The sequence below is a fragment of the Mesorhizobium sp. M3A.F.Ca.ET.175.01.1.1 genome, from assembly GCF_004791945.1.
Taxonomy (GTDB): Bacteria; Pseudomonadota; Alphaproteobacteria; order Rhizobiales; family Rhizobiaceae; genus Mesorhizobium.
This window is the reverse complement of the sequence record NZ_SRTP01000004.1, coordinates 137,051-158,334: the sequence shown is the minus strand read 5'-3', so window position 1 is coordinate 158,334 and position 21,284 is coordinate 137,051. Positions and strand designations below refer to the sequence as shown.

General features: G+C 64.9%; 22 protein-coding genes. 8 read left to right on the top strand and 14 right to left on the bottom strand.

The genetic code is table 11. The features are described 5' to 3' along the window. Window positions 1–15: 15 nt before the first annotated feature. Window positions 16–876, bottom strand: coding sequence for an ATP/GTP-binding protein (locus EN818_RS12225; RefSeq protein ID WP_095805251.1), 861 nt, complete (start codon window positions 874–876; stop codon window positions 16–18). 112 nt (window positions 877–988) lie between these two features. On the opposite strand from EN818_RS12225, the gene EN818_RS12220 reads away from it, so the two are divergent. After that, the gene (locus tag EN818_RS12220; protein WP_095805252.1) at window positions 989–1,774 is read left to right on the top strand and encodes a helix-turn-helix transcriptional regulator; all 786 of its coding nucleotides are present in this window, start codon (window positions 989–991) and stop codon (window positions 1,772–1,774) included. 60 nt (window positions 1,775–1,834) lie between these two features. Here the strand turns inward: EN818_RS12220 and EN818_RS12215 are convergent, their stop codons facing one another. From EN818_RS12215 to EN818_RS12205, 3 genes are read right to left on the bottom strand one after another with little or no spacing between them, the layout of a single operon-like run. Then, on the bottom strand, window positions 1,835–2,635 hold the full coding sequence (locus EN818_RS12215; protein WP_095805253.1) for a lipo-like protein: 801 nt from the start codon (window positions 2,633–2,635) through the stop codon (window positions 1,835–1,837). A gap of 41 nt (window positions 2,636–2,676) precedes the next feature. Further along, window positions 2,677–3,615, bottom strand: coding sequence for a CHAD domain-containing protein (locus EN818_RS12210; protein ID WP_095805254.1), 939 nt, complete (start codon window positions 3,613–3,615; stop codon window positions 2,677–2,679). Continuing rightward, the gene (locus EN818_RS12205; protein WP_135904552.1) at window positions 3,612–4,085 is read right to left on the bottom strand and encodes a CYTH domain-containing protein; all 474 of its coding nucleotides are present in this window, start codon (window positions 4,083–4,085) and stop codon (window positions 3,612–3,614) included. The genes EN818_RS12210 and EN818_RS12205 overlap by 4 nt, the downstream gene beginning before the upstream one ends. A gap of 89 nt (window positions 4,086–4,174) precedes the next feature. On the opposite strand from EN818_RS12205, the gene EN818_RS12200 reads away from it, so the two are divergent. The 4 genes from EN818_RS12200 to EN818_RS12185 are packed head-to-tail and all read left to right on the top strand — an operon-like array spanning window position 4,175 to window position 7,891. Then, a complete protein-coding gene (locus EN818_RS12200) occupies window positions 4,175–4,879 on the top strand; it encodes a DUF1956 domain-containing protein (protein WP_095805256.1) in 705 nt (234 codons plus the stop codon). Next, complete coding sequence (locus tag EN818_RS12195) at window positions 4,876–5,829, top strand: HlyD family efflux transporter periplasmic adaptor subunit (RefSeq protein WP_095805257.1); 954 nt, start codon at window positions 4,876–4,878, stop codon at window positions 5,827–5,829. The genes EN818_RS12200 and EN818_RS12195 overlap by 4 nt, the downstream gene beginning before the upstream one ends. Beyond that, complete coding sequence (locus EN818_RS12190) at window positions 5,826–6,746, top strand: ABC transporter ATP-binding protein (protein ID WP_095805258.1); 921 nt, start codon at window positions 5,826–5,828, stop codon at window positions 6,744–6,746. The genes EN818_RS12195 and EN818_RS12190 overlap by 4 nt, the downstream gene beginning before the upstream one ends. After that, the gene (locus tag EN818_RS12185; RefSeq protein WP_095805259.1) at window positions 6,743–7,891 is read left to right on the top strand and encodes an ABC transporter permease; all 1,149 of its coding nucleotides are present in this window, start codon (window positions 6,743–6,745) and stop codon (window positions 7,889–7,891) included. Before EN818_RS12190 ends, EN818_RS12185 begins: the two co-directional genes overlap by 4 nt. Before the next feature lie 240 nt (window positions 7,892–8,131). Here the strand turns inward: EN818_RS12185 and EN818_RS12180 are convergent, their stop codons facing one another. Further along, window positions 8,132–9,109 carry a threonine/serine dehydratase gene (locus tag EN818_RS12180; RefSeq protein ID WP_095805260.1) on the bottom strand — a complete coding sequence of 326 codons (978 nt, stop codon included), beginning with the start codon at window positions 9,107–9,109 and terminating at the stop codon, window positions 8,132–8,134. A 340-nt stretch (window positions 9,110–9,449) separates the two neighbouring features. Continuing rightward, on the bottom strand, window positions 9,450–9,773 hold the full coding sequence (locus EN818_RS12175; RefSeq protein ID WP_095805261.1) for a hypothetical protein: 324 nt from the start codon (window positions 9,771–9,773) through the stop codon (window positions 9,450–9,452). Between the two features lie 186 nt (window positions 9,774–9,959). On the opposite strand from EN818_RS12175, the gene mbfA reads away from it, so the two are divergent. Continuing rightward, entirely contained in the window at window positions 9,960–10,943 is a 984-nt protein-coding gene (mbfA, locus tag EN818_RS12170; protein WP_095805262.1) for an iron exporter MbfA, read from the top strand. 46 nt (window positions 10,944–10,989) lie between these two features. Here mbfA and EN818_RS12165 read toward each other — a convergent pair whose 3' ends face one another. Further along, window positions 10,990–11,334 carry an antibiotic biosynthesis monooxygenase gene (locus EN818_RS12165; RefSeq protein ID WP_095805263.1) on the bottom strand — a complete coding sequence of 115 codons (345 nt, stop codon included), beginning with the start codon at window positions 11,332–11,334 and terminating at the stop codon, window positions 10,990–10,992. Continuing rightward, window positions 11,331–11,699, bottom strand: coding sequence for an NIPSNAP family protein (locus EN818_RS12160; protein ID WP_095805264.1), 369 nt, complete (start codon window positions 11,697–11,699; stop codon window positions 11,331–11,333). Before EN818_RS12160 ends, EN818_RS12165 begins: the two co-directional genes overlap by 4 nt. Before the next feature lie 170 nt (window positions 11,700–11,869). Here EN818_RS12160 and EN818_RS12155 point away from each other — a divergent pair, with 170 nt between their 5' ends. Continuing rightward, on the top strand, window positions 11,870–12,544 hold the full coding sequence (locus EN818_RS12155) for a winged helix-turn-helix domain-containing protein (protein WP_095805265.1): 675 nt from the start codon (window positions 11,870–11,872) through the stop codon (window positions 12,542–12,544). A gap of 75 nt (window positions 12,545–12,619) precedes the next feature. On the opposite strand, the gene ligD is transcribed toward EN818_RS12155, so the two are convergent. From ligD to EN818_RS12140, 3 genes are all read right to left on the bottom strand, one after another. Next, entirely contained in the window at window positions 12,620–15,127 is a 2,508-nt protein-coding gene (ligD, locus tag EN818_RS12150; RefSeq protein WP_129553574.1) for a DNA ligase D, read from the bottom strand. A gap of 12 nt (window positions 15,128–15,139) precedes the next feature. After that, the gene (locus EN818_RS12145; protein WP_095805267.1) at window positions 15,140–16,012 is read right to left on the bottom strand and encodes a Ku protein; all 873 of its coding nucleotides are present in this window, start codon (window positions 16,010–16,012) and stop codon (window positions 15,140–15,142) included. Window positions 16,013–16,123: 111 nt separating this feature from the next. Continuing rightward, window positions 16,124–16,630 (bottom strand): ferritin-like domain-containing protein, encoded by a 507-nt coding sequence (locus EN818_RS12140; protein ID WP_095805268.1) that lies wholly within the window; start codon window positions 16,628–16,630, stop codon window positions 16,124–16,126. Window positions 16,631–17,027: 397 nt separating this feature from the next. Between EN818_RS12140 and EN818_RS12135 the strand changes: the two genes are divergently transcribed. Then, the gene (locus EN818_RS12135) at window positions 17,028–17,174 is read left to right on the top strand and encodes a hypothetical protein (RefSeq protein ID WP_095805269.1); all 147 of its coding nucleotides are present in this window, start codon (window positions 17,028–17,030) and stop codon (window positions 17,172–17,174) included. A gap of 280 nt (window positions 17,175–17,454) precedes the next feature. Here the strand turns inward: EN818_RS12135 and EN818_RS12130 are convergent, their stop codons facing one another. The 3 genes from EN818_RS12130 to EN818_RS12120 all read right to left on the bottom strand — a co-directional run bounded on the left by EN818_RS12130 (window position 17,455) and on the right by EN818_RS12120 (window position 21,061). Beyond that, window positions 17,455–17,817: a DUF1850 domain-containing protein gene (locus tag EN818_RS12130; RefSeq protein ID WP_095805270.1), complete on the bottom strand. Its 363-nt coding sequence runs from the start codon at window positions 17,815–17,817 to the stop codon at window positions 17,455–17,457. Continuing rightward, window positions 17,814–19,910, bottom strand: coding sequence for a TRAP transporter permease (locus tag EN818_RS12125; protein WP_095805271.1), 2,097 nt, complete (start codon window positions 19,908–19,910; stop codon window positions 17,814–17,816). Before EN818_RS12125 ends, EN818_RS12130 begins: the two co-directional genes overlap by 4 nt. 191 nt (window positions 19,911–20,101) lie before the next feature. Then, window positions 20,102–21,061 (bottom strand): TAXI family TRAP transporter solute-binding subunit, encoded by a 960-nt coding sequence (locus EN818_RS12120; RefSeq protein WP_095805272.1) that lies wholly within the window; start codon window positions 21,059–21,061, stop codon window positions 20,102–20,104. Between the last annotated feature and the right edge of the window lie 223 nt (window positions 21,062–21,284).

Below are 21,284 nucleotides of genomic sequence, written 5' to 3'. Positions count from 1 at the left end.
CCGTCACGATGGCCGTCAGTCGATCTTCAGCGCCGCGATCTCGCCTTCGTTCATCAACGGGACATAGATGGTCGAGTTGCCGTTGCTGCCGATGTCCGCGCTGCCGGGCTTGAAAGTCGCGACCACCTCCGGTGTGCCGCCGGCCTTGTAGCGGTAAAGTGTGCCGGTCATGTAGGCGGTGGCATAGATGCTGTCGCCGATGGCGATGACACCGTCGAGGTCGGCGAATTCTTGAGCCCCCGGCAAAGGCGTCACCGTCCTGCTGGCAAGGTCGACCGACAGCAGGCCGCCCGGTCGCGCGGTGCTGAAATCGGGCTTGATGCCCTTGCCCCAGGACGCGACGACGAGCCTTGCGCCGTCGGCGAAGATGCCGTTGGGAGAAGCCAGCAGCGCGTCCTTGACGAACAACTCCGGCTTGTCGCCGCCGATGCGGTAGATCGCGTCGGCCAGCATGTCCGTGACATAGACCTTGCCGGAGGCGTCCGATGTCATGTCGTTGAGGAAAACGGCGTTCGGCACCTCGATGCTCGCGACCAGCCTGCCGCTGGCCAGGTCGACGACACGGACCTTGGTGATGTCGGCGACATAAAGCCTGCCGCCGGCGATCGCCATGCCCTTGGGCGCGTCCATGCCGTCTGCCCAATGGCGGGTGACGACCTTGCCGTCCGGGGACAGCAGCGACAGGTAGCCGTTGCCGTCGGCCTCGCCGGGGTTGCCGGCGATGTTGGAGACGACGATGCGGTTGCTGGCGGCATCGAACAGGGCCGATTCCGGCTGCTCGAATCCGCCGGCGCGCCAGATTTCGCCGGCCTCGGCGGCGGTGACCGTTGCTGCGCCGAGAAAGGCGAGAATGGTCGAAGCGATCAGGGTCTTCATGGTGCTCTCCTGTTGTGACGGCGGAGAGCTAGGTTTTCCGATACTTTTCTGGAAGTACCGTTGCCGCTAGTATCGAAGATCGATACGAAATCGCAGAAACGAGGTGCATTCCATGAACGCTCCGATCTTCGAGGCGCTCAAGCGGACGCTGAAGGCGAAGGGCCTGACCTATCGCATGCTGGCCGAACGCATGGGCGTTTCCGAGCCGACGGTGAAGCGCATCTTCCACGAGCGCAACTGCAAGCTCGACCGTCTGATGGAGATCTGCGCCGCCGCTGAGGTGGAGCTGGAGAACGTGCTCGGCTCGATGAACCGGGGGCCGGGGCCGGCCAACCACGTCGCGCCGGAGATCGAGCGCAGACTGGCGGCGCGGCCGGCGCTGCTCTTCGTCTTCATCATGTTATCGGAGAAATTCACCCCCGAAGGCATCATGCGCTCGCAGGGTCTGAGCGAGGCCTCGATGTTCCTCTATCTGCGCGATCTGGAGGAGCTCGGGCTGGTGGCGCTCGGGCGCGGCCTGTCGGCGAGGCTGCTGGTCGAAACGCCCATCCAGTGGGATTTCGAGGGGCCGCTGAAACCGCATTTCGAGACGACCAACAAGAACTTCATCGGCTGGGCGATCGGCCATCTGGACAGGCAAGCGACGTTCGTCAGCTTCTCGCGCAGGATGCGGCCCGAGACGGCAGAGATGTTGCGGCGCGAGGCGGAGGAACTGGCCGAGCGCGCCAGGCTGCTTGCCCATCACGACCAGCACACGACTCCCGAGGATCAGCTCATCGGCTACAAATGGACCTTTGCTTTCGGCGCGACCCCGTTTCCGGCGATCATGCCGATCGGGCCGCACCCGAGAGATGCCAGCGCCCGGCGCACTGCCGGGAAGCCCAGCGTGCCGGCCTAGAGCAGTTCATCGCAATTCCGGACGGAAAACCGTTTCACACTTTTCCCGGAATTGCTCCAGCTATTCCGCGGCCTTGGCCTCGGCAATCTTGTCCTCCCAGGTTACGGCCCGGTAATCGAAGCCGTACTCCAGCGTCGGCTTGACGATGCGGAAGAAGGGCGACAGGTCGAAATCGCGCGGCGTGTAGAGCGAATGGTGGCGAATGTGCAGGATTTCGCGGCGCATGTAGCTCGACTGTGCCGAGGCACGTCCGGGCGCGCGGGTGATCTCGGGCAGGACCGGATAGCGTATCTGGCCATAGGCCTCGGCGATCAGCGTCGAGCAGATGGCGCGTGTCGGGTCGCCGGAGCCGAAGGCCAGCATGCGGCGGCGCCAGCGCACCGGCACCGGCGGCATCGGCATGAAATAGCGCAGCATGTCGAAGATGTTCTTGAGGTCGTACCGGAGACCCAGCTTGCCGATCATGAAGGCGACGACCTTGTCGCGATCCTCCGGGGTGAGCCCGCTCGCGCGGCAGATGCGCGTGTTGTAGGTGCGGTAGCGCGACAGCGGCACGGCGACGCAACCCTCGCCGAGCGTCACCTCGATCAGGCGCGGGCGTTCCGACCCGTCGTCCGGTTCGGCCAGGACGTCACCGACATAGAAGGCGGCATGCGACCAGGTCGACTGGGTCAGATACTTGATGACCGCCGAGATCTTCTGGTTGCCCTCGATGAGCAGGATGTCGCCGGGCTGCAGTGTGCGGCGCAAGGTTTCGGCATCGGACGGCGTATAGGGCTCGTAACCCGAGGACTCGTCCTGCAGGCGGCCGGCAAGCCAGCGGCCAATTCGATCGAGAAGGGTGTCGGCTGGCGCACTCATGCCAGACAGCGATTACCACAAGCCGGCTTTCGAGACCACAATCAGGCCGTGGCCGCGCTCGTTTCCGCCGGAGGCGCCGTGAGATCGCCCCGCGCCTTGCGCGCCAGCTTCCTGGCCGAACGCCTGGGGCTGTCATCGAACAATTCCGCGGCCTCGGCAAGGCAGGCCCTGGTCAGGCTCTTCTGCGAGCGTTTCAGGAGCTTGCGCAGAAGCCTGGTCTCGCCGGGCGGCCCGAGCGGCTCGCCATCGGCCTCGAGCAACGCGCGCATGACGAAGACATCGTGCAATTCGCCGAGCAGCTCGCCGAGCTTGTCGACCGCTTTGCGGCGGGCCTTGATCGGCGTCGGCCACAGGCGACCGAGCAGCGACAGATGCATGGAGTGCGTCTTGGCCGCCGTGCGCAATTCGTGAAAGTCGTCGGCCCCGCCGCGCGAGCCGGCCTTGTCCAGGGCCTTCCTGGCTCGCCGCAAGGTGGCGCGCGCGCCCTCGGCCAATATGTCCGCCGCCCGCTCCGGCTGATCGGGAAGCGACAGGCCGTCGGTCCGCTCGAGCCCTTCCTGACAGGCGGCTATCGCCGCGTTTATGGCGGCGTCAAGGCCGGGCCCGGCATGAAGCTCGTGCTGGCGCAACACCAGCCGCTCGCGCACGGAATCAAGACCGCCACCAGCGCTCTGTTTCGGAAAGGCGTCCGACAGGCGATCGAGGGTCTCGATCAGAGCGGTCGCCTCGCGCGGGCCGGCAAGCAGCGCCGAGACCTGCCTGTAGCACTCGTTTTCGGTCTGCCAGAAGGATTCGTCTCCGGAACGAACCAGGCGCAGCAAGGCGCGGATGCTCTTCAGCCGCTTGCGGCACTTGTGCAGCCCCTGCTCCGGCATGTCGCGCGCCTTTTCGAGATGGCCGAGCGCCTTGCCGATCTCTGCGGCCAATATGCGCCGGACCTCGCCGGTCAGCGGAAGGCGCGGATCAATGCGAAAGCTCATGCGGCGATCTCCGGAATTCCCCCGAGGGCGAGCGACGCGTTGTAGAACCTTTGTTCGCCGGTGACCTCGCGACCGAGCCAGTCCCGCAGCATTTCGCCCGGTACGTCCTCCGGCGTTTCCAGTTCCGCGACCACCAGACCGGCGAGAACTCCCCCGAAGACATCGACTTCATAAAGATAGCCGCGGTGCCTAACATGGTGGCGTGTCTTGTCGATGACACGTCCGACGGCGAAGGCCATCGTCTCCTCGGCATCGGCCAGCGGGATCGGATATTCGAACTCGTCGCGCTCGCGCGCGCTGCTGCCGAACTTCAACGTCAGCCGGGCGGAGTTGTCATCGCTGATGCGCACCCGCACGGTGCGCCCCGGCGCCGCCGCAAGATAGAACTGGCGGATGCGAATATGCGCCTCGGCCCGATCGCGCCAGGCGGAACTGGCGACCAGGAACTTGCGTTCGACTTCCTTGACCATGGCCGCGCACTAAAGCGCGCGTGAGCCGACATGGCAAGCCGAAGCTGTAGACGACTTGACTTTAATCAATCGATTGATTAAACAGCGCCATGGGCAAGAAAACGAAGCCTGGAACGACGTTGCGCGAAGCATCTCCCGCCGATCAAACGCGGGCGGCGCTCGTGCATGCCGCCCTCAAGCTGTTCGGGCGGCAGGGCTTCGACGGCACCTCGACGCGCGAGATCGCCGCCGAGGCCAAGGCCAATATCGGCTCCATCGCCTACCATTTCGGCGGCAAGGAAGGCCTGCGCGCCGCCGCCGCCGACTACATCGTCGAAACCATCCAGGGGATTGCCGGCCAGGCGCTCGGCGCTGCCCGGGCGGCGGCCCCCGCCAGCCCCGAAGCCGCGCGGGCTCAGCTCTTTTTCGCGCTGGAGCGGATGGTCGGCTTTGTCGTGGCAAGTCCCGAGGCCGGCGAGATCGTACAATTCGTACTGCGCGAGCTTTCCCACCCGACGGCGGCGCTCGACCGCATCTACGCCGGCGTGTTCGAGCCGACGCACCGGCGGCTGTGCCAGATCTGGGAGCAGGCGACCGGCGAGCCGGCCGAGAGCGAGGCCACCAAGCTCACCGTGTTCACGATGATCGGCCAGGTCATCTATTTCCGCATCGGCCGCGAGGCGGTGCTGCGCCGGATGGGGTGGCGCGAGATCGGCAACGCCGAAGCCGCCAAGGTGGTGTCGGTCGCAACGAACAATCTCAAGGCCATGCTGGCGGCACGCGATCCAGCCGTCGCCAAGGAGCGCAAATCATGAGCTTCCTCTGTTCGCTACCGCTCGCGGCCCAGCTGTTCGGCGCCTGCGCCCCGGCGGCGCCGCTCGCCGTCGGCTATGTCGAGGGCGAGTATGTGCTGATGGCGCCGATCGAGGTGGCACAAGTGACCACGGTCAACGTCAAGCGCGGAGACCGGGTGACGACAGGCACGCCGGTGGCGACGCTGGAAAATGCCGATGCCGAGATTGCCGTGGCGCAGGCCCAAGCCGCGCTCGCCCAGGCGCAGGCGCAGCTTGCCGACCTCAAGGTGGGCAAGCGCCCGGAAGAGATCGCGGTGCTCAAGGCGCAAGTGGATATGGCGAAAGCGCAGGCGGCGGACGCCAAACGCAAATATGAGCGCGCCAGCGACCTCTACAAACGCGGTACCGGCACGCAGGCCGACTATGACACCGCCTCCGCCTCGCTGGAGACCGCCAATGCGCAGGTCGGCCAAGCCGAGGCCAATCTCGCGGTCGGCGGCCTGCCGGCTCGATTGGAGACGATCAAGGCCGCGGAGAACCAGGTCAAGCAGGCGCAATCGGAACTGGGGCAGGCGCGATGGCGATTGTCCAAGCGTGTGCTGGCGGCGCCATCGGCCGGCCGCATCGACGACGTGATCCGCAATCCCGGCGACACAGCCGGTCCGACCGCCCCGGTGATTTCGATGCTGCCGGACGGCGCGGTGAAGCTCAGCGTCTATGTGCCGGAGACCGCGTTCTCGTCGGTGAAGGTCGGCTCGCTGCTCAGGGTGCGCTGCGACGGCTGCGGGCCCGACCTCAAGGCGCGCGTCAGCTATGTGTCGCCCGATCCGGAGTTCACGCCGCCGGTCATCTACTCGCTCGAGAACCGGCAGAAGCTCGTCTATCTCGTCGAAGCGCGGCCGGAAGGCGATGCCGGGCCGCTGCAGCCCGGCCAGATCGTCGACGTCGATCTGGCGGATCTCAAGAAATGAACGTCATCGACGTCCGCGGGCTGGTCAAGCGCTTCGGCAGCAAGACCGTCGTCGACCATGTGACGATGACGGTCGCCGAGGGCGAGATCGTCGGCTTTCTCGGGCCGAACGGTTCGGGCAAGACGACGACGATCCGCATCATGTGCGGCCTGCTGACGCCGGATGAGGGCGAGGGCGAGGTGCTGGGATACGACATCCGCGCCGAGTCGCTGAAGATCAAGCGCGAAGTCGGCTACATGACGCAGAAATTCTCGTTCTACGAGGATCTGACCATCGGCGAGAACCTCGAATTCGTGGCGCGGCTCTACCAGCTGAAGCCGGTCGAGGAGCATGTGTCCAGGACGCTGGAGGAGCTCGGGCTGGCGACACGCCGCAACCAGCTGGCCGGGACGTTGTCGGGCGGCTGGAAGCAGCGGCTGGCGCTCGCCGCCTGCATCATGCACCAGCCCAAGCTGCTGCTGCTCGACGAGCCGACGGCCGGCGTCGACCCGAAGGCGCGGCGCGAGTTCTGGGACGAGATCCACCGGCTGGCGAGCGGCGGGCTGACCGTGCTGGTCTCCACCCACTACATGGACGAAGCCGAGCGCTGCCACCGCATCAGCTACATCTCCTATGGCAAGATGCTTGCCACCGGCACGGTGGAGGAGGTGGTCGAGAATGCCGGGCTCACCACCTTCGTCGTGCAGGGGCCGCGGCTCGACCGGGTAGCCGAAGCGCTGCAGGGCCGTCCGGGCGTCGACCAGGTGGCGCCGTTCGGCGCGACGCTGCATGTCGTCGGCTCCGACAAGGCCGCCCTCGAACAGGCCCTTGCCGATGTCGAGAAGCAGCACAAGGGCGTGACGGTGACTCCGGGCGAAACCAGCCTGGAGGACGTGTTCATCCAGTTCATGTCCGGCTCGAAGGACAACATGGCATGAAAGATGGCTTAAGAGCGGTCTTCTCCTTCGCCAGACTCGGCGCGCTGCTGATCAAGGAGTTCATCCAGATGCGGCGCGACCGCGTCACCTTCGCCATGATGCTCGGCGTGCCGCTGATGCAGCTGGTGCTGTTCGGGTTTGCCATCAACAACGACCCGAAGAGCCTGCCGACGGCGTTGGTGGCGATGAGCAACGACAAGTACACGCGCGCCATGGTCTCCGCCCTGCAGATGACCGGCTACTACCGCTTCGACCGTGTGGCCGAGAGCGCGGCCGAGGCCGAGGCGCTGATGGCCAAGGGCGCCGTCTCCTTCGTCGTCACGATCCCGGCCGACTTCTCGCGCCGCGTCGAGCGTGGCGACAGCCCGCAGATCCTGATCGAGGCCGACGCGACCGACCCTTCCGCCGCGAGCGGCGCGATTTCGACGCTGAGCACAGTGGCGGGCCAAGCCCTGCTGCGCGCCCAGGGCATGCAGGCGACGGCGTCGGAGAATGCCAGGCAGCAGCTGCAGGTGGTGGTGCACCAGCGCTACAATCCGGAAGGCATCTCGCAATACAACATCGTGCCCGGCCTGCTCGGCGTCATCCTGCAGATGACCATGGTGATGATGACGGCGATGGCGCTGACGCGCGAGACCGAGCGCGGCACGATGGAGAACCTGCTTGCCATGCCGTCCAGCCCGGCCGAGATCATGCTCGGCAAGGTGCTGCCCTTCCTCGCCGTCGGTGCCGTGCAGGTGGCGGTGGTGCTGGTGGCGGCGAAGCTTCTGTTCAGCATACCGTTCGTCGGCAGCCTGACGCTGCTGCTCTCGTCGGTGCTTATCTTCGTGCTGGCGCTGGTGCTGCTGGGCTACACCATCTCGACCATGGCCCGCTCGCAGATGCAGGCGATGCAGCTCACCTTCTTCTTCTTCCTGCCGTCGCTGCTGCTCTCGGGCTTCATGTTCCCCTATCGCGGCATGCCCGGCTGGGCGCAGATCCTGGGCGAAGTCTTCCCGCTGACGCATTTCCTGCGCATCACGCGGGCCGTCATGCTCAAGGGCGCCGACGTCCCGGCGGTCGCGGCGGAAATCGGCTGGCTGTTGCTGTTCGTGGCGGTGTTCGCCGGCACCGCGCTGCTGCGCTTCCGGCGGACGCTCGATTGATCGTTTCTGGGTGCAGACGTTTTAATGCCGGCTGGACAGCGCCCCCCTCTGTCCTGCCGGTCATCTCCCCACTTGGGGGGAGATTGGCTGTTTCTGCGCCTCACTCATTCTGCAACGTTCGAGGTTGGCGAAGGGCGGCGTGAAGTCTGATCTCCCCCCAAGTGGGGAGATGGCCGGCAGGCCAGAGGGGGGCGCGAAGGATCGCTGCGGAACCTGGATCGCGGCACTCTTCGGCTACACCTAACCCGCAGCCATAATCTCCGCATACACACTGAGATCGACATTGCCGCCCGAGAGCACCACGGCGACGCATTTGCCGGCGAGGTCGATCTTGCCCGACGAAAGCGCCGCCAAGCCGACTGAGCCGCCGGGCTCGACCACCAGCTTGAGATGGGTCATGGCGTCGCGCATGGCCTGCCTGACGGCGTCTTCGGAGACGGCGATGCCGCCGGCGAGATAGCTGCGATTGATCTCGAAGGTGAGCGCGCCTGGTTCGGCGACCAGCAGCGCATCGCAGATCGAGACGTGGCCTGGCTCGTTCGACACCCTTTCCCCCTTGGCAAGCGAACGTGTCGTGTCGTCGAAGTGCTCGGGCTCCGCCGCCCAGACAGACGTGCCGGGCAAAACATCCTTGACGGCGATCGAGATGCCGCTCGACAGACCGCCGCCGCCGCAAGGGATAACGACCGCGTCGAGCTTGGCTCCAAGCGCGCTTGCCTGCGCCACGAGTTCAAGGCCGATCGTGCCCTGGCCGGCGATGATGGCCGGATCGTCATAGGGCGGGACGAGCACCATGCCACGCTCGACATAGGGGCGAACCACCGTCGCGCGGTCCTCGCGGTAGCGGTCGAACGGCACCACCTCGGCGCCCATCTTGCGCACATTGGCGATCTTGATCGCCGGGGCGTCGGCCGGCATGGCGATGACCGCCTTGACGCCGAACATCGCGGCGGAAGCGGCCACCCCTTGCGCGTGATTGCCGGAGGAGAAGGCGACGACGCCGCGGCCGCGCTCTTCCTCGCTCAGCGAGGACAACTTGTTATAGGCGCCGCGGAACTTGAAGGAGCCGGTGCGCTGCAGCGTCTCCGGCTTGAACAGGATGCGGCCGCCATAGCGGTTGTTGATCTCCGGCGATTCGATCAGCGGCGTTTCGACGATCAGGCCGGAAAGCCGTGCGGCAGCGGCGCGGATGTCGGAAATACCGGGCAGGGTGGTCATGAGTGTGGCCTCGCGGAAAATGACGCTTCGATGGTGCACGGAAACCGTGGCGGCGCGCCAACGAAATAATGTAACGGTTACAATGTTTGGCTGAATACAATCAAACGTTGGCGCCGCCCCTCATCTGGCTGCCGCCATCTTCTCCCCGTGAACGGGGAGAAGATCCTGTCATCGCTGCGTTCGCCAATGACCGGCGTTGCAGCTAGGGCGCGGTGGTTGCGGCCAGCCCTTTCTCCCGTTCACGGGGCGCCAGGGACAAATGAGGGGCGGCGCCAACGATGGCGACCAGCGACGGCGACGGCCCTCCGCTTCGGCTTCGTCCGCTGCGACGGACCCCTCCTCACCCCAGCAACGCCCGGGTCCTTTTCTTGCCGCCGGCCTTGCGCCAGCTGTTGAAGCGGTGGGTGGCGGCGGCAAAGGAGATCTTCATCTGCTGGGAGACCGAATAGCGCGACTTGCCTTCGTCGAACATGCGGTAGCAGCACTCGACACCTTCGTCGGTCAGCTTGCCCTCCGGCGTCTTGTTGTGCGGATTGGCCGGATCGAATCTTTCGACCTGTTGTTCTACCAGCCCCTTGAGGCGCTGCAGATCGGCCTCGATGCCGGCGATGAGATCGAGAATGGGTTTGGGATCGAATGCGTGCGGCGGCTGCTTTGGCGTCATCCTAGCTTCCTTTGCGGCTGATGCCGGCTATATAGGTGAACATTCGGCAATAAGGAAGGGCGTGGCGGACGCCGGGGTCGATAAATCCCTGGATCAACGAATTCTGCCTGCGCCGCAGCACCCGCGATTGACCCTCGCCATCCAAGCCCCTAGTTTAGAACAATTCTAAACTAAGGTGATTTCCTCATGCTTTCCCGCGTTTTCGGCTTTGGCCGCCGTTCCTTCGATTCACTGTCGGAGCAGGAGATCCTGGCGCTGGCGATCTCTTCCGAAGAGGACGACGGGCGCATCTACCGGGCCTATGCCGACGGACTGACGGCAGACTTTCCGCAATCGGCCAAGGTCTTCGAGGCGATGGCCGAGGAAGAGGACGGCCACCGCGACTCCCTGATCGAGCTGCACCGCAGGCGTTTCGGCGAGCGCATTCCGCTGATCCGGCGCGAGCATGTCAGGGGCTATTACGAGCGCAAGCCGGACTGGCTGGTGCGGCCGCTCGGCATCGATCATGTGCGCCAGCAGGCCGAAGACATGGAGCGGCAGGCCTACCGCTTCTATGTCGAGGCCGCCAAGCGCACCACGGATGCCTCGACGCGCAAGCTGCTCAACGATCTGGCGGCGGCCGAGCTCGGCCACGAGAATTCCGCCCATGAACTGGAGGAGACGCACGTCCCGGGCGCGGTGAGAGAAGAGGAGGCGACGGCCGAACAGCGCCAGTTCATCCTGACCTATGTGCAGCCGGGGCTGGCCGGACTGATGGACGGATCGGTGTCGACGCTGGCGCCGATCTTCGCTGCCGCCTTCGCCACCCATCAAACGTTTCAGACCTTCCTGGTCGGCCTGGCCGCCTCGATCGGCGCCGGCATCTCGATGGGCTTTACCGAGGTGGCCTCCGACGACGGCAAGCTGTCGGGCCGCGGCTCGCCGGTGAAGCGCGGCCTAACGGTCGGCATCATGACGACGCTGGGCGGGCTTGGGCACGCGCTGCCTTACCTCATCCCCTATTTCTGGACGGCGACGATCGTTGCCGCGATCGTCGTGTTCTTCGAACTCTGGGCGATCGCCTTCATCCAGAACCGCTACATGCAGACGCCGTTCTGGCGCGCCGCCTTCCAAGTGGTGCTGGGCGGCGCGCTGGTGTTCGGCGCGGGCGTGCTGATCGGGAATGCGTAAGGGCCGACTCTCCTTCTCCCCTTGCGAGAGAAGGGAGTGCCGCGTTTCACCCATTCACCGCGCGACTATCCTTCGGCGCCTCGGCCCTTTCAGTGAGCCCGTAATCACGCACCACATGGGCGATGCGCAGACGATAGCCGGCAAACAAACCGCCACGGCCGGCCTTCTGCGCCTGCCGGTGCTCCTCGGTGTTGCGCCAGGCCTGGACCGCTTCCTCGTCGCGCCAGAAGGACAGCGACAGGACGCGTTTGGGGTCGGCAAGGCTCTGGAAGCGCTCGATCGAGATGAAGCCGTCGATGCCGTCGAGCAAAGGCCTGAGGTCGGCGGCGATGCCGAGATAGGCATCGCGCTTTCCTTCGGCTGGCTCCACCTCGAAGATGACTGCGATCATGCCTCTATCCCTTCCCTGACGGTGACGTCGGTGCGAAAGACCTGCCTCGGCCCATGCGGCCCGGACACCAGCTTGAGAAAGATGCGGTCTTCCTTGAGGATGAACTTCTCACGCTGGGCGAAGGCGTAGTTTGCCTTGCCGGCCGGGTCCGCGGCAAGCCGAGCGCGATAGGCTTCGTAGGCCGCTAGGTTCTCGATATTATAGGCGGCGTAGGCGGTAGTCGCCGAACCCTCATGCGGCGCGAAATAGCCGATGAGGTCGGCGCCGCAGCGCGGGATGGCCTGGCCCCAGGCACGCGCATACTGCTCGAAGGCCGGCTTGCCGAACGGGTCGATCTGGTAGCGGATGAAGCAGGTGATGGTCATTTTGGTCTCCTCGCAGGTTGGGTTGGCGACAGTTCGACCACCGTCGAAACATCGCATGCATTGGTGTGCTAGCTTTGCTGTGAGGAGTGTTCGCTGCTTTCGCGTCCGCTCCTTGAACTGAAACGAGAATAATGCTTTTCTGACAGGGACGCTTCGACAGGGATCGAACTATGCGCGAGGGACCCGATATTGCCCGCATCGCCAGCCTGATCGGTGATCCGGCCCGCGCCAACATGCTCAATGCGCTGATGGGCGGCACGGCGCTGACCGCGTCCGAGCTGGCGCTGGAGGCCGGTGTGTCGCTGCCCACCGCTTCCTCGCACCTGTCGAAGCTGATGGATGGCGGACTGCTGACGTTGGCGAGCCACGGCCGGCACCGCTACTACGGGCTCGCCAGTGCGCAGGTGGCGGGCATGATCGAGGCGATCATCGGCGTCGCGGAGGCTGTCGGTCCGAAGCGGGTGCGGCCCGGGCCGCGGGATGCGGCGATGCGCGTGGCGCGGGTGTGCTACGATCACCTTGCCGGCGAGCAGGCGGTGGCAATGCTCGACCGCCTGGTCGACCGGAAGATCCTGCTGCGCGAGGACGACCAGATCAGGCTTTCGCCGTCCGGGGCCTCGCATTTCGCCGCGCTCGGCATCGAGATCGATGCCAAGGCGCGGCGGCCGGTGTGCCGCGCCTGCCTCGACTGGAGCGTGCGGCGGTCGCATCTTGCCGGCACGCTCGGCGCCGCCATCCTGGACAAGATCATTGCGGTGAAATGGGCAAGGCGCGAGGAGGGCAGCCGCGCCGTGGTGTTCTCGCCGAAAGGCAAGCAGGCTTTCGAGCGCGTATTTCTGCGCTGATTTCGCTGCCGAAACGAAAAATTGATTTTGCGCAATTCGGGACGTAAACCGCCGCGCACTTTTCCTGGAATTGCCCTAGCCCCGTTTCAGCGGCTTGCCCAGCTTGAAGAACTCTTTCCACGGATCGGCCTTGTTCAGCTGCTTCAGCGTCGTCGCGTCGCCGATCGGAAACGCGTTCGGCGGCAGGCCGGCCTCGATCTCCGGCCAAGTCACCGGCATCGACACCGTCGCGCCCTTCTTGGCTCGTGAAGAGTAGGGCGCGACCGTGGTGGAGCCGCGGCCGTTGCGCAGATAGTCGACGAATATCCTTCCGGTGCGCGCCTTCTTCGACAGCGTTGCGGTATAGCGGTCGGGCGAAGCCTGCTCCAGCGCGCGGGCGAAATGATGCGCGAAATCCTTCACTTCATCCCAGTCGGCCGACGGCTTCAGCGGCACAACGACGTGAAAACCCTTGCCGCCGGAGGTTTTGACCAGGTTGAGCAGCGACAGCTCGTCGAGCTTCGCGCGGATGTCGAGCGCCGCATCACGCACAGCCTGAACGCCGATGCCTTCGTCCGGGTCGAGGTCGAAGACGATCTGGTCCGGGCGGTCCAATTCGTCGACGGTGCAGCCCCAGATGTGGACCTCGACGACGCCGTACTGGACCAGCGCGGCGATGCCGTCGAAATCCTTGATGAACAGGATCTCCTCGCCGTCGGTCGGATCCTTGGTCCTGGCGATCTTATCGCTCATGCCGGGCGAAGCATGCTTCTGGAAGAAGCGCTGGCCATGGATACCGTCCGGCGCCCGCACCAGGCTCAGCGGCCGGTTGACGACGAACTGCTCCATGCGCGGCCAAACCAGCGCGTAGTGGTCGAGCAGGCCCTGCTTGGTGACCTTCTCGTCGGGCCACAGGAACTTGTCGGGATGCGAGAGCTTGACCGAGGTCCTGGCGGTCCCGGCCGCGGGCTTCGACGCAGCCTTGGCGCCGCTCGCCTTCCCTTCCGCCTTGCCGGGGGCTTGCTTCGGCTTTTCCTGCACGACTTCCTCCGCCGGCTTGTCCTCGCGCAGCCCCTGGAAGGCAGCGTGGCGGATTATACGGTCGGATGTCCAGCTGCGGAACTCCACCTCCCCGACGAGCTTGGGTTCGACCCAGGTGAGGCCCTTGCCCTTGGGCACGGCGGCCGCGAATGGCGAGGTCTTGGCCTTGAGGCCGTCGAGCTGCTTCTTCAGGTCCGCCGCGACCTTGCCGGAAAAGCCGGTGCCGACGCGGCCGGCATAATGCAGCTTGCCGCCTTCATAGTAGCCGACCAGCAATGAGCGCAGGCCGCGCCCGGTCTTGTCCGAAGGCAGGTAGCCGCCGATGACGAACTCCTGGCGCAGCGTGCATTTCGACTTGATCCAGGTGAGACCGCGGCCGCTGCGATAGGGCGCATCGGCGCGCTTGGAAACAACGCCTTCGAGGCCCATGCGGCAGACATGCTGCAGCATGACCTTGCCGGGCTCGTTGAAATGGTCGCTGAAGCGCAACGCCGAGTCCTCGGCTTGCTTGCCAAGCAGGTCGGCCAGGGCCTGCTTGCGCTCGACCAGCGGCTCGCCGCGCAGATCCTCGCCGTCCAGCCGCATCAGGTCGAAGACGTAGTAGACGAAGCGATCGGTGCGGCCGGCCGAGAGATCGGCCTGCAGCAGGGCAAAGGACGACACGCCGCTGTCGGCCAGGACGACGATTTCGCCGTCTATGACGGCATCGCGGCATTTCAAGCCGGCCAGCCCGGCCACCGCCGGACCTTCGAACTTCTTCGTCCAGTCGAGACCGGTGCGCGTCAGCAGCCTGACCTCGCTGCCGGCGATCTGCGCCTGCATGCGATAGCCGTCGAACTTGACCTCATGCACCCATTCCTCGCCCGACGGCGCGGTCTTTTCCAGCGTGGCGAGCTGCGGCTCGATGAATTCCAGGCGGGCAGCCTTGGCCTTGGCCGTGGCCGGCCTGTTGGAGTGCCAGACCTTCGGCTTGGCGCCCCTCGCGGTCTTGCCTTCGCCGACCTCCTCGACAGTGAGGCCGGACTTCACCGATTGCGGCGCCTCGGCGAGAATGTCCTCGCCGGGCCGGGCGGCGGCATCGTTGGACTTGATCAGCAGCCAGTTGTCGCGCTTCTCGCGCGGGCGCGGCTTCAGCCTGACCAGATGCCAGCGGCCATTGAGCTTGTGGCCTTCGAGTTCGAAGTCGATATGGCCCTTCTTCATGGCCTTGGCCGGATCGCCATCCGGGATCCATTTGCCTTCGTCCCAGACGATGACCGAGCCGCCGCCATACTCGCCCTTCGGAATGGTGCCCTCGAACGAGGCATAATCGAGCGGGTGGTCCTCGACATGCACGGCCAGCCGCCGCTCATGCGGATCGAGGCTTGGACCGCGCGTCACCGCCCAGCTCCACAGCACACCGTCATATTCCAGCCGAAAATCGTAGTGGAGCCGCGTCGCGGCGTGCTTCTGGACGACGAAAATGCCGCCCGTTTCCCCTTTCTTGCGGCGATCGACCTTGCCGGCCGGCTCGGCGGTTTTCCGAAAATTGCGCTTTGCGTGGTATTGCTCGAGGCTGGCCATGAGGCTGTGCTCCTATGCGGATTTGCGCTTGGAGGCCGACGCCTTCCTGCCCCGCCTCGCCGGCGCTGCGGCCTTCGAGGATTTCCCGGTCTTCGTGCTTGAGCCGCCTTCGGAGGAAAGGCTCTTCTTCAGCGCATCGAACAGGTTGACGACGTTGGAAGGCTTGGGTTCAGCCTTGGCCTTCGGCGCCTTCTTGCCGGCCTTCTTGGCGCGAACCAGCTCGAGCAGCGCCTCCTCGTACCTGTCCCTGAACCCGGCGGGGTCGAACTTGCCCTTCTGCTTGTCGATGATGTGCTCGGCGAGGTCGATCATCTCGCCTTCGGGCTTGCTGGCCTTGATGTCGTCGAAGACGCTGCCGGGCTCCCGCACCGTGTCGCCGTAGCGCAGCGTGGTCAGCACCATGCCCTTGCCGCGCGGCTCGATCACGGCGGGCCGCTCCCGCTGATAGAGCACGATGCGGGCGAGGCCGGCCATCTTCTTCTCGGCCAGCGCATCGCGGATCACCGCAAAGGCTTCCTCCGATACCTTGTCGGCCGGCGTGACGTAGTAGGGCGTGTCGAGATAGATCTGTTCGATCGAGGACTTGTCGACGAAGCCATCGAGATTGAGGGTGTGCGAGGACTCGATCTGCACCGCCTCGATGTCTTCCTCCTCGATGTGGATGAACTCGTCCTTGCCGACCTCGTAGCCCCTGACTTCGTCGCCTTCCTCCAGCGGCTTGCCGCTTTGCTGGTCGACATAGATGCGCCGGACACGGTTGCCGGTCTTGCGGTTGAGGACGTGAAAGGAAACCTTCTCGGCGTGGCTGACGACATTGGTCAGTTCGATGGCGCAGGTGACCAGGGAAAGCTTGAGATAACCGCTCCAGGCGGGGCGCGGCGCCATGGGGAACTCCTTGCATGATGATGCGAGTCGAACCGGAACGGTCAAGCACCGCTTCGGTTCCGGCGCGCGAAGGCCGGCGCGGCGCGCCGGCCTTGCATTCGGTCGGCAAGCCTATTCGGCAGCCTGCAGGTTGACCTTGCTTTCGGCGATCTCGGTGAGCTTGCGGTCGGTCGCCTGCTCTTCCTTGAGATTCTTGGCCAGCACATTGGCGCAGTCGCTGCGGCCGAGCTGCTTGGCCCAGGCGATCAGCGTGCCGTAGCGCGTCATCTCATAGTGCTCGACGGCCTGCGCCGAAGCGATCAGCGCGGCGTCGAGGACTTCCTTGTCGTCGACATCGCCGCTCACCTCGTCGGCCTCCTCGAGAATGCCGTCGATGGCCGGACAATTCACCGTCTTGGCCTTGACGCCGTGCAGCTCGAACACCTGCTCGACCCGCTCGATATGACCCTTGGTCTGTTCGAGATGCTTTTCGAAGCCGGCCTTCAACTGCGGATCGGTCGTCTTGTCGATCATCTTCGGCAGCGATTTCTCGATCTGCTTCTCGGCATAATAGATGTCGCGCAGCGTATGCACGAAAAGATCATCCAGCGTCTTGATGTCTTTCGAAAAGAAACCCATGGCGGTTGCCTTCCATGTCTCGTGTTGTCGGGAAGTTGCGCCGGCCCGGCCGGCGCCAACGCGACCGGCTCTCGACCGGCCTTGTCTGGTCAACGTAACCGTCTCGGGCAAGTTCCTGAGGCATGCAGGTCGAGCAAGGAAATTCCGACGTGCGCTTGCGATTTGAAACAGAAGCGCGCTCAAGCGACATTCAGACGAAACATATGTGATGCAAAAGTCACACGAGCCGGAAACGCGACAAAAAGCACCGAAAGACCGCGAATCAGCCGCAATCCAGCCATGAAGCAACGGGTTTCGGACCAGAAATTAACATCACGTTCACCGACTATTCACGCCTCGACGCTATATTCCCGAACAATTCGGACGGGACATCCGAAACGGGACAGGGACTGGTAAAATGAACTTCTGGAACCACATCGCCGGCTATGCCGCCGCCATTCGCGAATTCGTCGCGCCGACCTATCGGCCGGAGCGCTATTACATGCGCGGCCCGGGACCGGCCTGCGCGCGCCGCGGCAGCTCGCTCGGTGTCGGCACGCACTGACCACGATGCCCGACAGCCGCCACAACAGCCGGATCTGCAAGCCGGCCGCCGGCCAGCGCGCCACGACCTATCGTGACGAATGCCCGGCCGTCGCCGACGGCCGGCGTGCGACAACGCCGCGGCTTTGAGGCCGCAGCCGGCTGACTTAGTGTCTTAAGACATGGGCAGAGAGGCTGCCGAAGCCGCCAAGCCGCCCGACCTGAAACCTGCTCTTTTCCCGCCCACCGACCAGACCCTCTCGGCGATCGCATTCGCGGATCCCGCGCTATGCTCGCTGGCTTCAATCCTGGCAAGGCCGAAGCACGATCGCTTCTCCCGCCGTCTTGCCGAGGTCTCGGCAGCTCGTGGCCGTACACAACGTCCATCCCTGCCTGGTCGCCCCCGACGCCGCGAGCATCAGGCGCGGCTGAGGTCCGATCCGTGGCACGTAGCTCCACCAGCCGTTCCGCAAGACCGAACCTTCGGGCGGGTCCATGCCGGCCCCGGAGCCCTGGATCCGTGCCTCGATCAGCTGAAGCCCGGCAGGCGTGACTTTCCAGTCTTCCTGCCAGCGCGTCCGTTCCACCGAATGCGTCCACGACAGCGTGAAGGCGGCGACGGCAAGGGTCACCGTCTTGCCGGCAGCCAGGATGCACAGGCTCATAGGGAACCGGCCGCGGGCGCCCGGCTTGCGCGCCAGCAGTGCCAGCCGATCCACGCAAGCGCCAGGGCCCAGCCGGTCTCGTCGGTGAGCGGCAGTGCCGCGACCAGGAGCACGCCCGCGGCGAAGGCGACCAAGCGTTCCCACCAGGCCATGCGGCGCGCGAGGAAGCCGACCGCGGCAGCGCCCCAGAGCACGATGCCCATGCAGGCTTTGGCGAGGATGTAGGCGACCTCGACCGGATAACCGAACGAAGCGGCGATCGGGCCGGCATCCTGCAGCATCAGCGCCGGCGTGTAGACCGCCATGAACGGCACGACGAAGCCGGCGATGGCGAGCTTTGTCGCCTGGATGCCGATCTTCAGTCCGCTTTCCTTCGCCATCGGCGCGGCGGCGAAGGCGGCGAGCGCCACCGGCGGGGTAAGGTCGGCCATGATGCCGAAATAGAAGACGAACATGTGGCTGACGATCAGCGGCACGCCGAGCGACAGCAGCGCCGGGCCGGCGAGCGAGGAGGTGATGATGTAGTTGGGGATGGTCGGGATGCCCATGCCGAGCACCAGGCAGGTGAGCATGGTCAGCACCAGCGACAGGAACAGATTGTTCTCGCCGATGGAGATGATCCAGCCGATGAAGGTCGAGGCGATGCCGGTCAGCGTCAGCGTGCCGATGACGATGCCGACGATGGCGCAGGCGATGCCGACCGGCAGCGCGTTCTTGGCGCCTTCGGCAAGCGAGTCGACGCAGATGCGCAGCGTCTCGCGACCACCTCTGAAAGTGAAGCAGGCGGCGACAAGCGCCACGATGACGAGGCCGAGAATGTTGACGCCGAACCGCATGAAGGAGGCGGCAGCAAGCCCAAGCGCCAGCCAGAAAACGACGCGGAAGGCAAACGGCCCGATCAAGGCCGCCAGCGGCGTGCCGAGGATCAGCACGATGGTCAGCGCCAGGCCCATGGTGCCGGCGAAGATCGGCGTGTAGCCGGCAAACAGCAGGTAGACCAGCACGGCAAGCGGCAGCACCAGCGGCCAGTGCTGACGGACCGCGTCCCAGGGATCGGGCAGGTCATCCTTGGCCATGCCGTGCAGGCCCGCTTTGCCGGCCTCGAGATGCACCTGCCAGAAACAGGCGCCGAAATAGAGCAGCGCCGGAATGATCGCGGCCTTGACCACCTCGGCGTAAGGGATGTTCAGCGTCTCGGCCATGATGAAGGCAACCGCACCCATCACCGGCGGCATGATCTGGCCGCCCATCGAGGAGGTCGCCTCGACGGCGCCGGCAAAGGCCGGGCGGAAACCGAAGCGTTTCATCAGCGGGATGGTGAACTGGCCGCTCGCCACCACATTGGCGACGCCCGAACCGGAAATGGTGCCCATCAGCGCCGAAGAGAGCACGCAGACCTGGGCCGGGCCACCGCGCCAGGAGCCGACCAGGCCAAGCGCGAAATCGTTGAACAGCGCGATCATGCCGGCGCGTTCGAGAAAGGCGGCGAAGACGACGAAGATGAAGATATAGGCGGCCGAAACATAGACAGGCGTGCCGTAGATGCCTTCGGTGCCAAAGGCGAAGGTGTCGACCAGCTGCGCGAAATCATAACCGCGATGGATGAAAGGCGGCGGCAAATGATTGCCGACGAAGCAATAGGCGAGGAAGATGAAGGCGATGACCGCTAGCGGCAACCCCATCAGCCGCCTTGCCGCCTCGAAGACGAGCACCACCAGCAGCGTGCCGACGATCAGGTCGGGCGTGGTGAGAAAGCCGGAGCGGCGGATGAGGTCGGCATAGAAGACCCAGTTGTAGAGGCCGGTGGCGAAGCCCAGCACGCCAAGCGTCCAGAAACCTGCTTTGGCTGCCGCGCTGGTGGCGCGCAGATTGGCGATCAGAGCGAAACCGAGCAGCAGCAGGAAGCCGACATGCATGGCGCGCACCACCTGGCTCGGCAGGCTGCCATAGGCAGCGATGTAAATCTGGAAGACGGAAAAGGCGACGGCAATCAGGAACGCCGCCTTGCCGGCGATGCCGTCGCCAAAGCCCGGCGGCAGGCCTTCGAGAGTCTCTTCGACGGCTGGCGAAATGACGGTCGGAGTTTCGGCCATTCAGCGGGCTCCTGGCGGGCGGTATCCATGCCCGAAAAGGGGCAGGTGACGAGCGAAGCGAGGCGGAAGGGGTCACCTCAATTGCGTCGACCTTCATCTAAGAAGATGGAGCGCGTCGCAGAGGACCCCACCCGTCCATCGGCCTTCTGCGGCTTGTCCACCCTCCCCTCAAGGGCGAGGAAAATCGGCGCCTACTTCAGCAGCCCTTTTTCCTTGTAATATTTCTCCGCGCCGGGATGCAGCGGCACCGGCATGCCGTCCAGCGCCTTGGCCGGGTCGATCGCCTTGGCGGCGGCATGGGCGGCGGCGAGCTGGTCGAGATGCTCGAACATCAGCTTGGTCATCTGATAAGCGGTCTCGTCGGAAACGTCGGCCCGGGTGACGAGGAAATTGCCGACCGCGGCGGTCGCGACATCGTCTGTCTGGCCCTCGTAGGTTCCCTTGGGAATGACGACCGAAAGATAGGGCGAGCCGATCTTGGCGACGTCCTCGGGCGGCACGGCGACGACGTTGATCGGTATCGAGGTGGCGAGATCGCGGATCGAGGCGACGCCCAGGCCGGCCGATTGAAGCGTGGCGTCCAGCTGACGGTTCTTGATCAGCTCGACCGATTCGGCGAATGGCAGATATTCCACCCTGCCGAGGTCCTCATATTTCAGCCCGGCGGCAGCGAAGATGGCGCGGGCATTGAGCTCCGTGCCGGAGGCAGGCGCACCAACCGACAGGCTCTTGCCCTTGAGGTCGGCAAGCGTCTTGATGCCTGACTCCTTGCTGGCGACGATCTGGATGTAGTTGGGATAGATGGCGGCAATGCCGCGCAGCTTGTCGAGCTTGCCCGGGAAGCCGGCCTCGGTGTTGCCTTCCGCGGCCATCTTGACGGAATCGCCGAGCGCGAAGGCGATCTCGCCCTTGCCCTGCTGCAGCAGGTTGAGGTTTTCGACCGAAGCCTTGGTCGCCTGGACCTGGGTGCGGGCACCTTCGATGCCCTTGCCGTAAATCTCGGATAGCGCGACGCCGAGCGGATAATAGACGCCGGACGTGCCGCCGGTCAGCACGTTGATGAATTCCTGAGCTCGAGCCGACGCTGCGCCGAGGCCGAGCGACAGCGCCAAAGCGCCGGCGGCAATAAATTTGGTTCTGAAATAGAACATGGTGAACTCCTCCCTGTGACATCAATTCGGGGAGAGTTTAGACAGCAAGCGGTAAATGCCAACCCGCAATTGCAGTCATTAGACGAACGGTTAAGGAGCGGCGAAAACGGACGACAAACGCTCAATTCCGGCCTGTTTCGGTCGGCCACGCGGGGCACGGCTTCGGCCGCGAACGTCAATCCGGCGGCGCTGCGGTCGCGGCGATTTCAAGTGCCCTGGTGCT

What these genes read in the sequence shown, in the direction of transcription:
- EN818_RS12225 (WP_095805251.1), bottom strand. Translation starts at nt 876, where the DNA reads ATGAAGACCCTGATCGCTTCGACCATTCTCGCCTTTCTCGGCGCAGCA.
- EN818_RS12220 (WP_095805252.1), top strand. Translation starts at nt 989, where the DNA reads ATGAACGCTCCGATCTTCGAGGCGCTCAAGCGGACGCTGAAGGCGAAG.
- EN818_RS12215 (WP_095805253.1), bottom strand. Translation starts at nt 2,635, where the DNA reads ATGAGTGCGCCAGCCGACACCCTTCTCGATCGAATTGGCCGCTGGCTT.
- EN818_RS12210 (WP_095805254.1), bottom strand. Translation starts at nt 3,615, where the DNA reads ATGAGCTTTCGCATTGATCCGCGCCTTCCGCTGACCGGCGAGGTCCGG.
- EN818_RS12205 (WP_135904552.1), bottom strand. Translation starts at nt 4,085, where the DNA reads ATGGTCAAGGAAGTCGAACGCAAGTTCCTGGTCGCCAGTTCCGCCTGG.
- EN818_RS12200 (WP_095805256.1), top strand. Translation starts at nt 4,175, where the DNA reads ATGGGCAAGAAAACGAAGCCTGGAACGACGTTGCGCGAAGCATCTCCC.
- EN818_RS12195 (WP_095805257.1), top strand. Translation starts at nt 4,876, where the DNA reads ATGAGCTTCCTCTGTTCGCTACCGCTCGCGGCCCAGCTGTTCGGCGCC.
- EN818_RS12190 (WP_095805258.1), top strand. Translation starts at nt 5,826, where the DNA reads ATGAACGTCATCGACGTCCGCGGGCTGGTCAAGCGCTTCGGCAGCAAG.
- EN818_RS12185 (WP_095805259.1), top strand. Translation starts at nt 6,743, where the DNA reads ATGAAAGATGGCTTAAGAGCGGTCTTCTCCTTCGCCAGACTCGGCGCG.
- EN818_RS12180 (WP_095805260.1), bottom strand. Translation starts at nt 9,109, where the DNA reads ATGACCACCCTGCCCGGTATTTCCGACATCCGCGCCGCTGCCGCACGG.
- EN818_RS12175 (WP_095805261.1), bottom strand. Translation starts at nt 9,773, where the DNA reads ATGACGCCAAAGCAGCCGCCGCACGCATTCGATCCCAAACCCATTCTC.
- mbfA (WP_095805262.1), top strand. Translation starts at nt 9,960, where the DNA reads ATGCTTTCCCGCGTTTTCGGCTTTGGCCGCCGTTCCTTCGATTCACTG.
- EN818_RS12165 (WP_095805263.1), bottom strand. Translation starts at nt 11,334, where the DNA reads ATGATCGCAGTCATCTTCGAGGTGGAGCCAGCCGAAGGAAAGCGCGAT.
- EN818_RS12160 (WP_095805264.1), bottom strand. Translation starts at nt 11,699, where the DNA reads ATGACCATCACCTGCTTCATCCGCTACCAGATCGACCCGTTCGGCAAG.
- EN818_RS12155 (WP_095805265.1), top strand. Translation starts at nt 11,870, where the DNA reads ATGCGCGAGGGACCCGATATTGCCCGCATCGCCAGCCTGATCGGTGAT.
- ligD (WP_129553574.1), bottom strand. Translation starts at nt 15,127, where the DNA reads ATGGCCAGCCTCGAGCAATACCACGCAAAGCGCAATTTTCGGAAAACC.
- EN818_RS12145 (WP_095805267.1), bottom strand. Translation starts at nt 16,012, where the DNA reads ATGGCGCCGCGCCCCGCCTGGAGCGGTTATCTCAAGCTTTCCCTGGTC.
- EN818_RS12140 (WP_095805268.1), bottom strand. Translation starts at nt 16,630, where the DNA reads ATGGGTTTCTTTTCGAAAGACATCAAGACGCTGGATGATCTTTTCGTG.
- EN818_RS12135 (WP_095805269.1), top strand. Translation starts at nt 17,028, where the DNA reads ATGAACTTCTGGAACCACATCGCCGGCTATGCCGCCGCCATTCGCGAA.
- EN818_RS12130 (WP_095805270.1), bottom strand. Translation starts at nt 17,817, where the DNA reads ATGAGCCTGTGCATCCTGGCTGCCGGCAAGACGGTGACCCTTGCCGTC.
- EN818_RS12125 (WP_095805271.1), bottom strand. Translation starts at nt 19,910, where the DNA reads ATGGCCGAAACTCCGACCGTCATTTCGCCAGCCGTCGAAGAGACTCTC.
- EN818_RS12120 (WP_095805272.1), bottom strand. Translation starts at nt 21,061, where the DNA reads ATGTTCTATTTCAGAACCAAATTTATTGCCGCCGGCGCTTTGGCGCTG.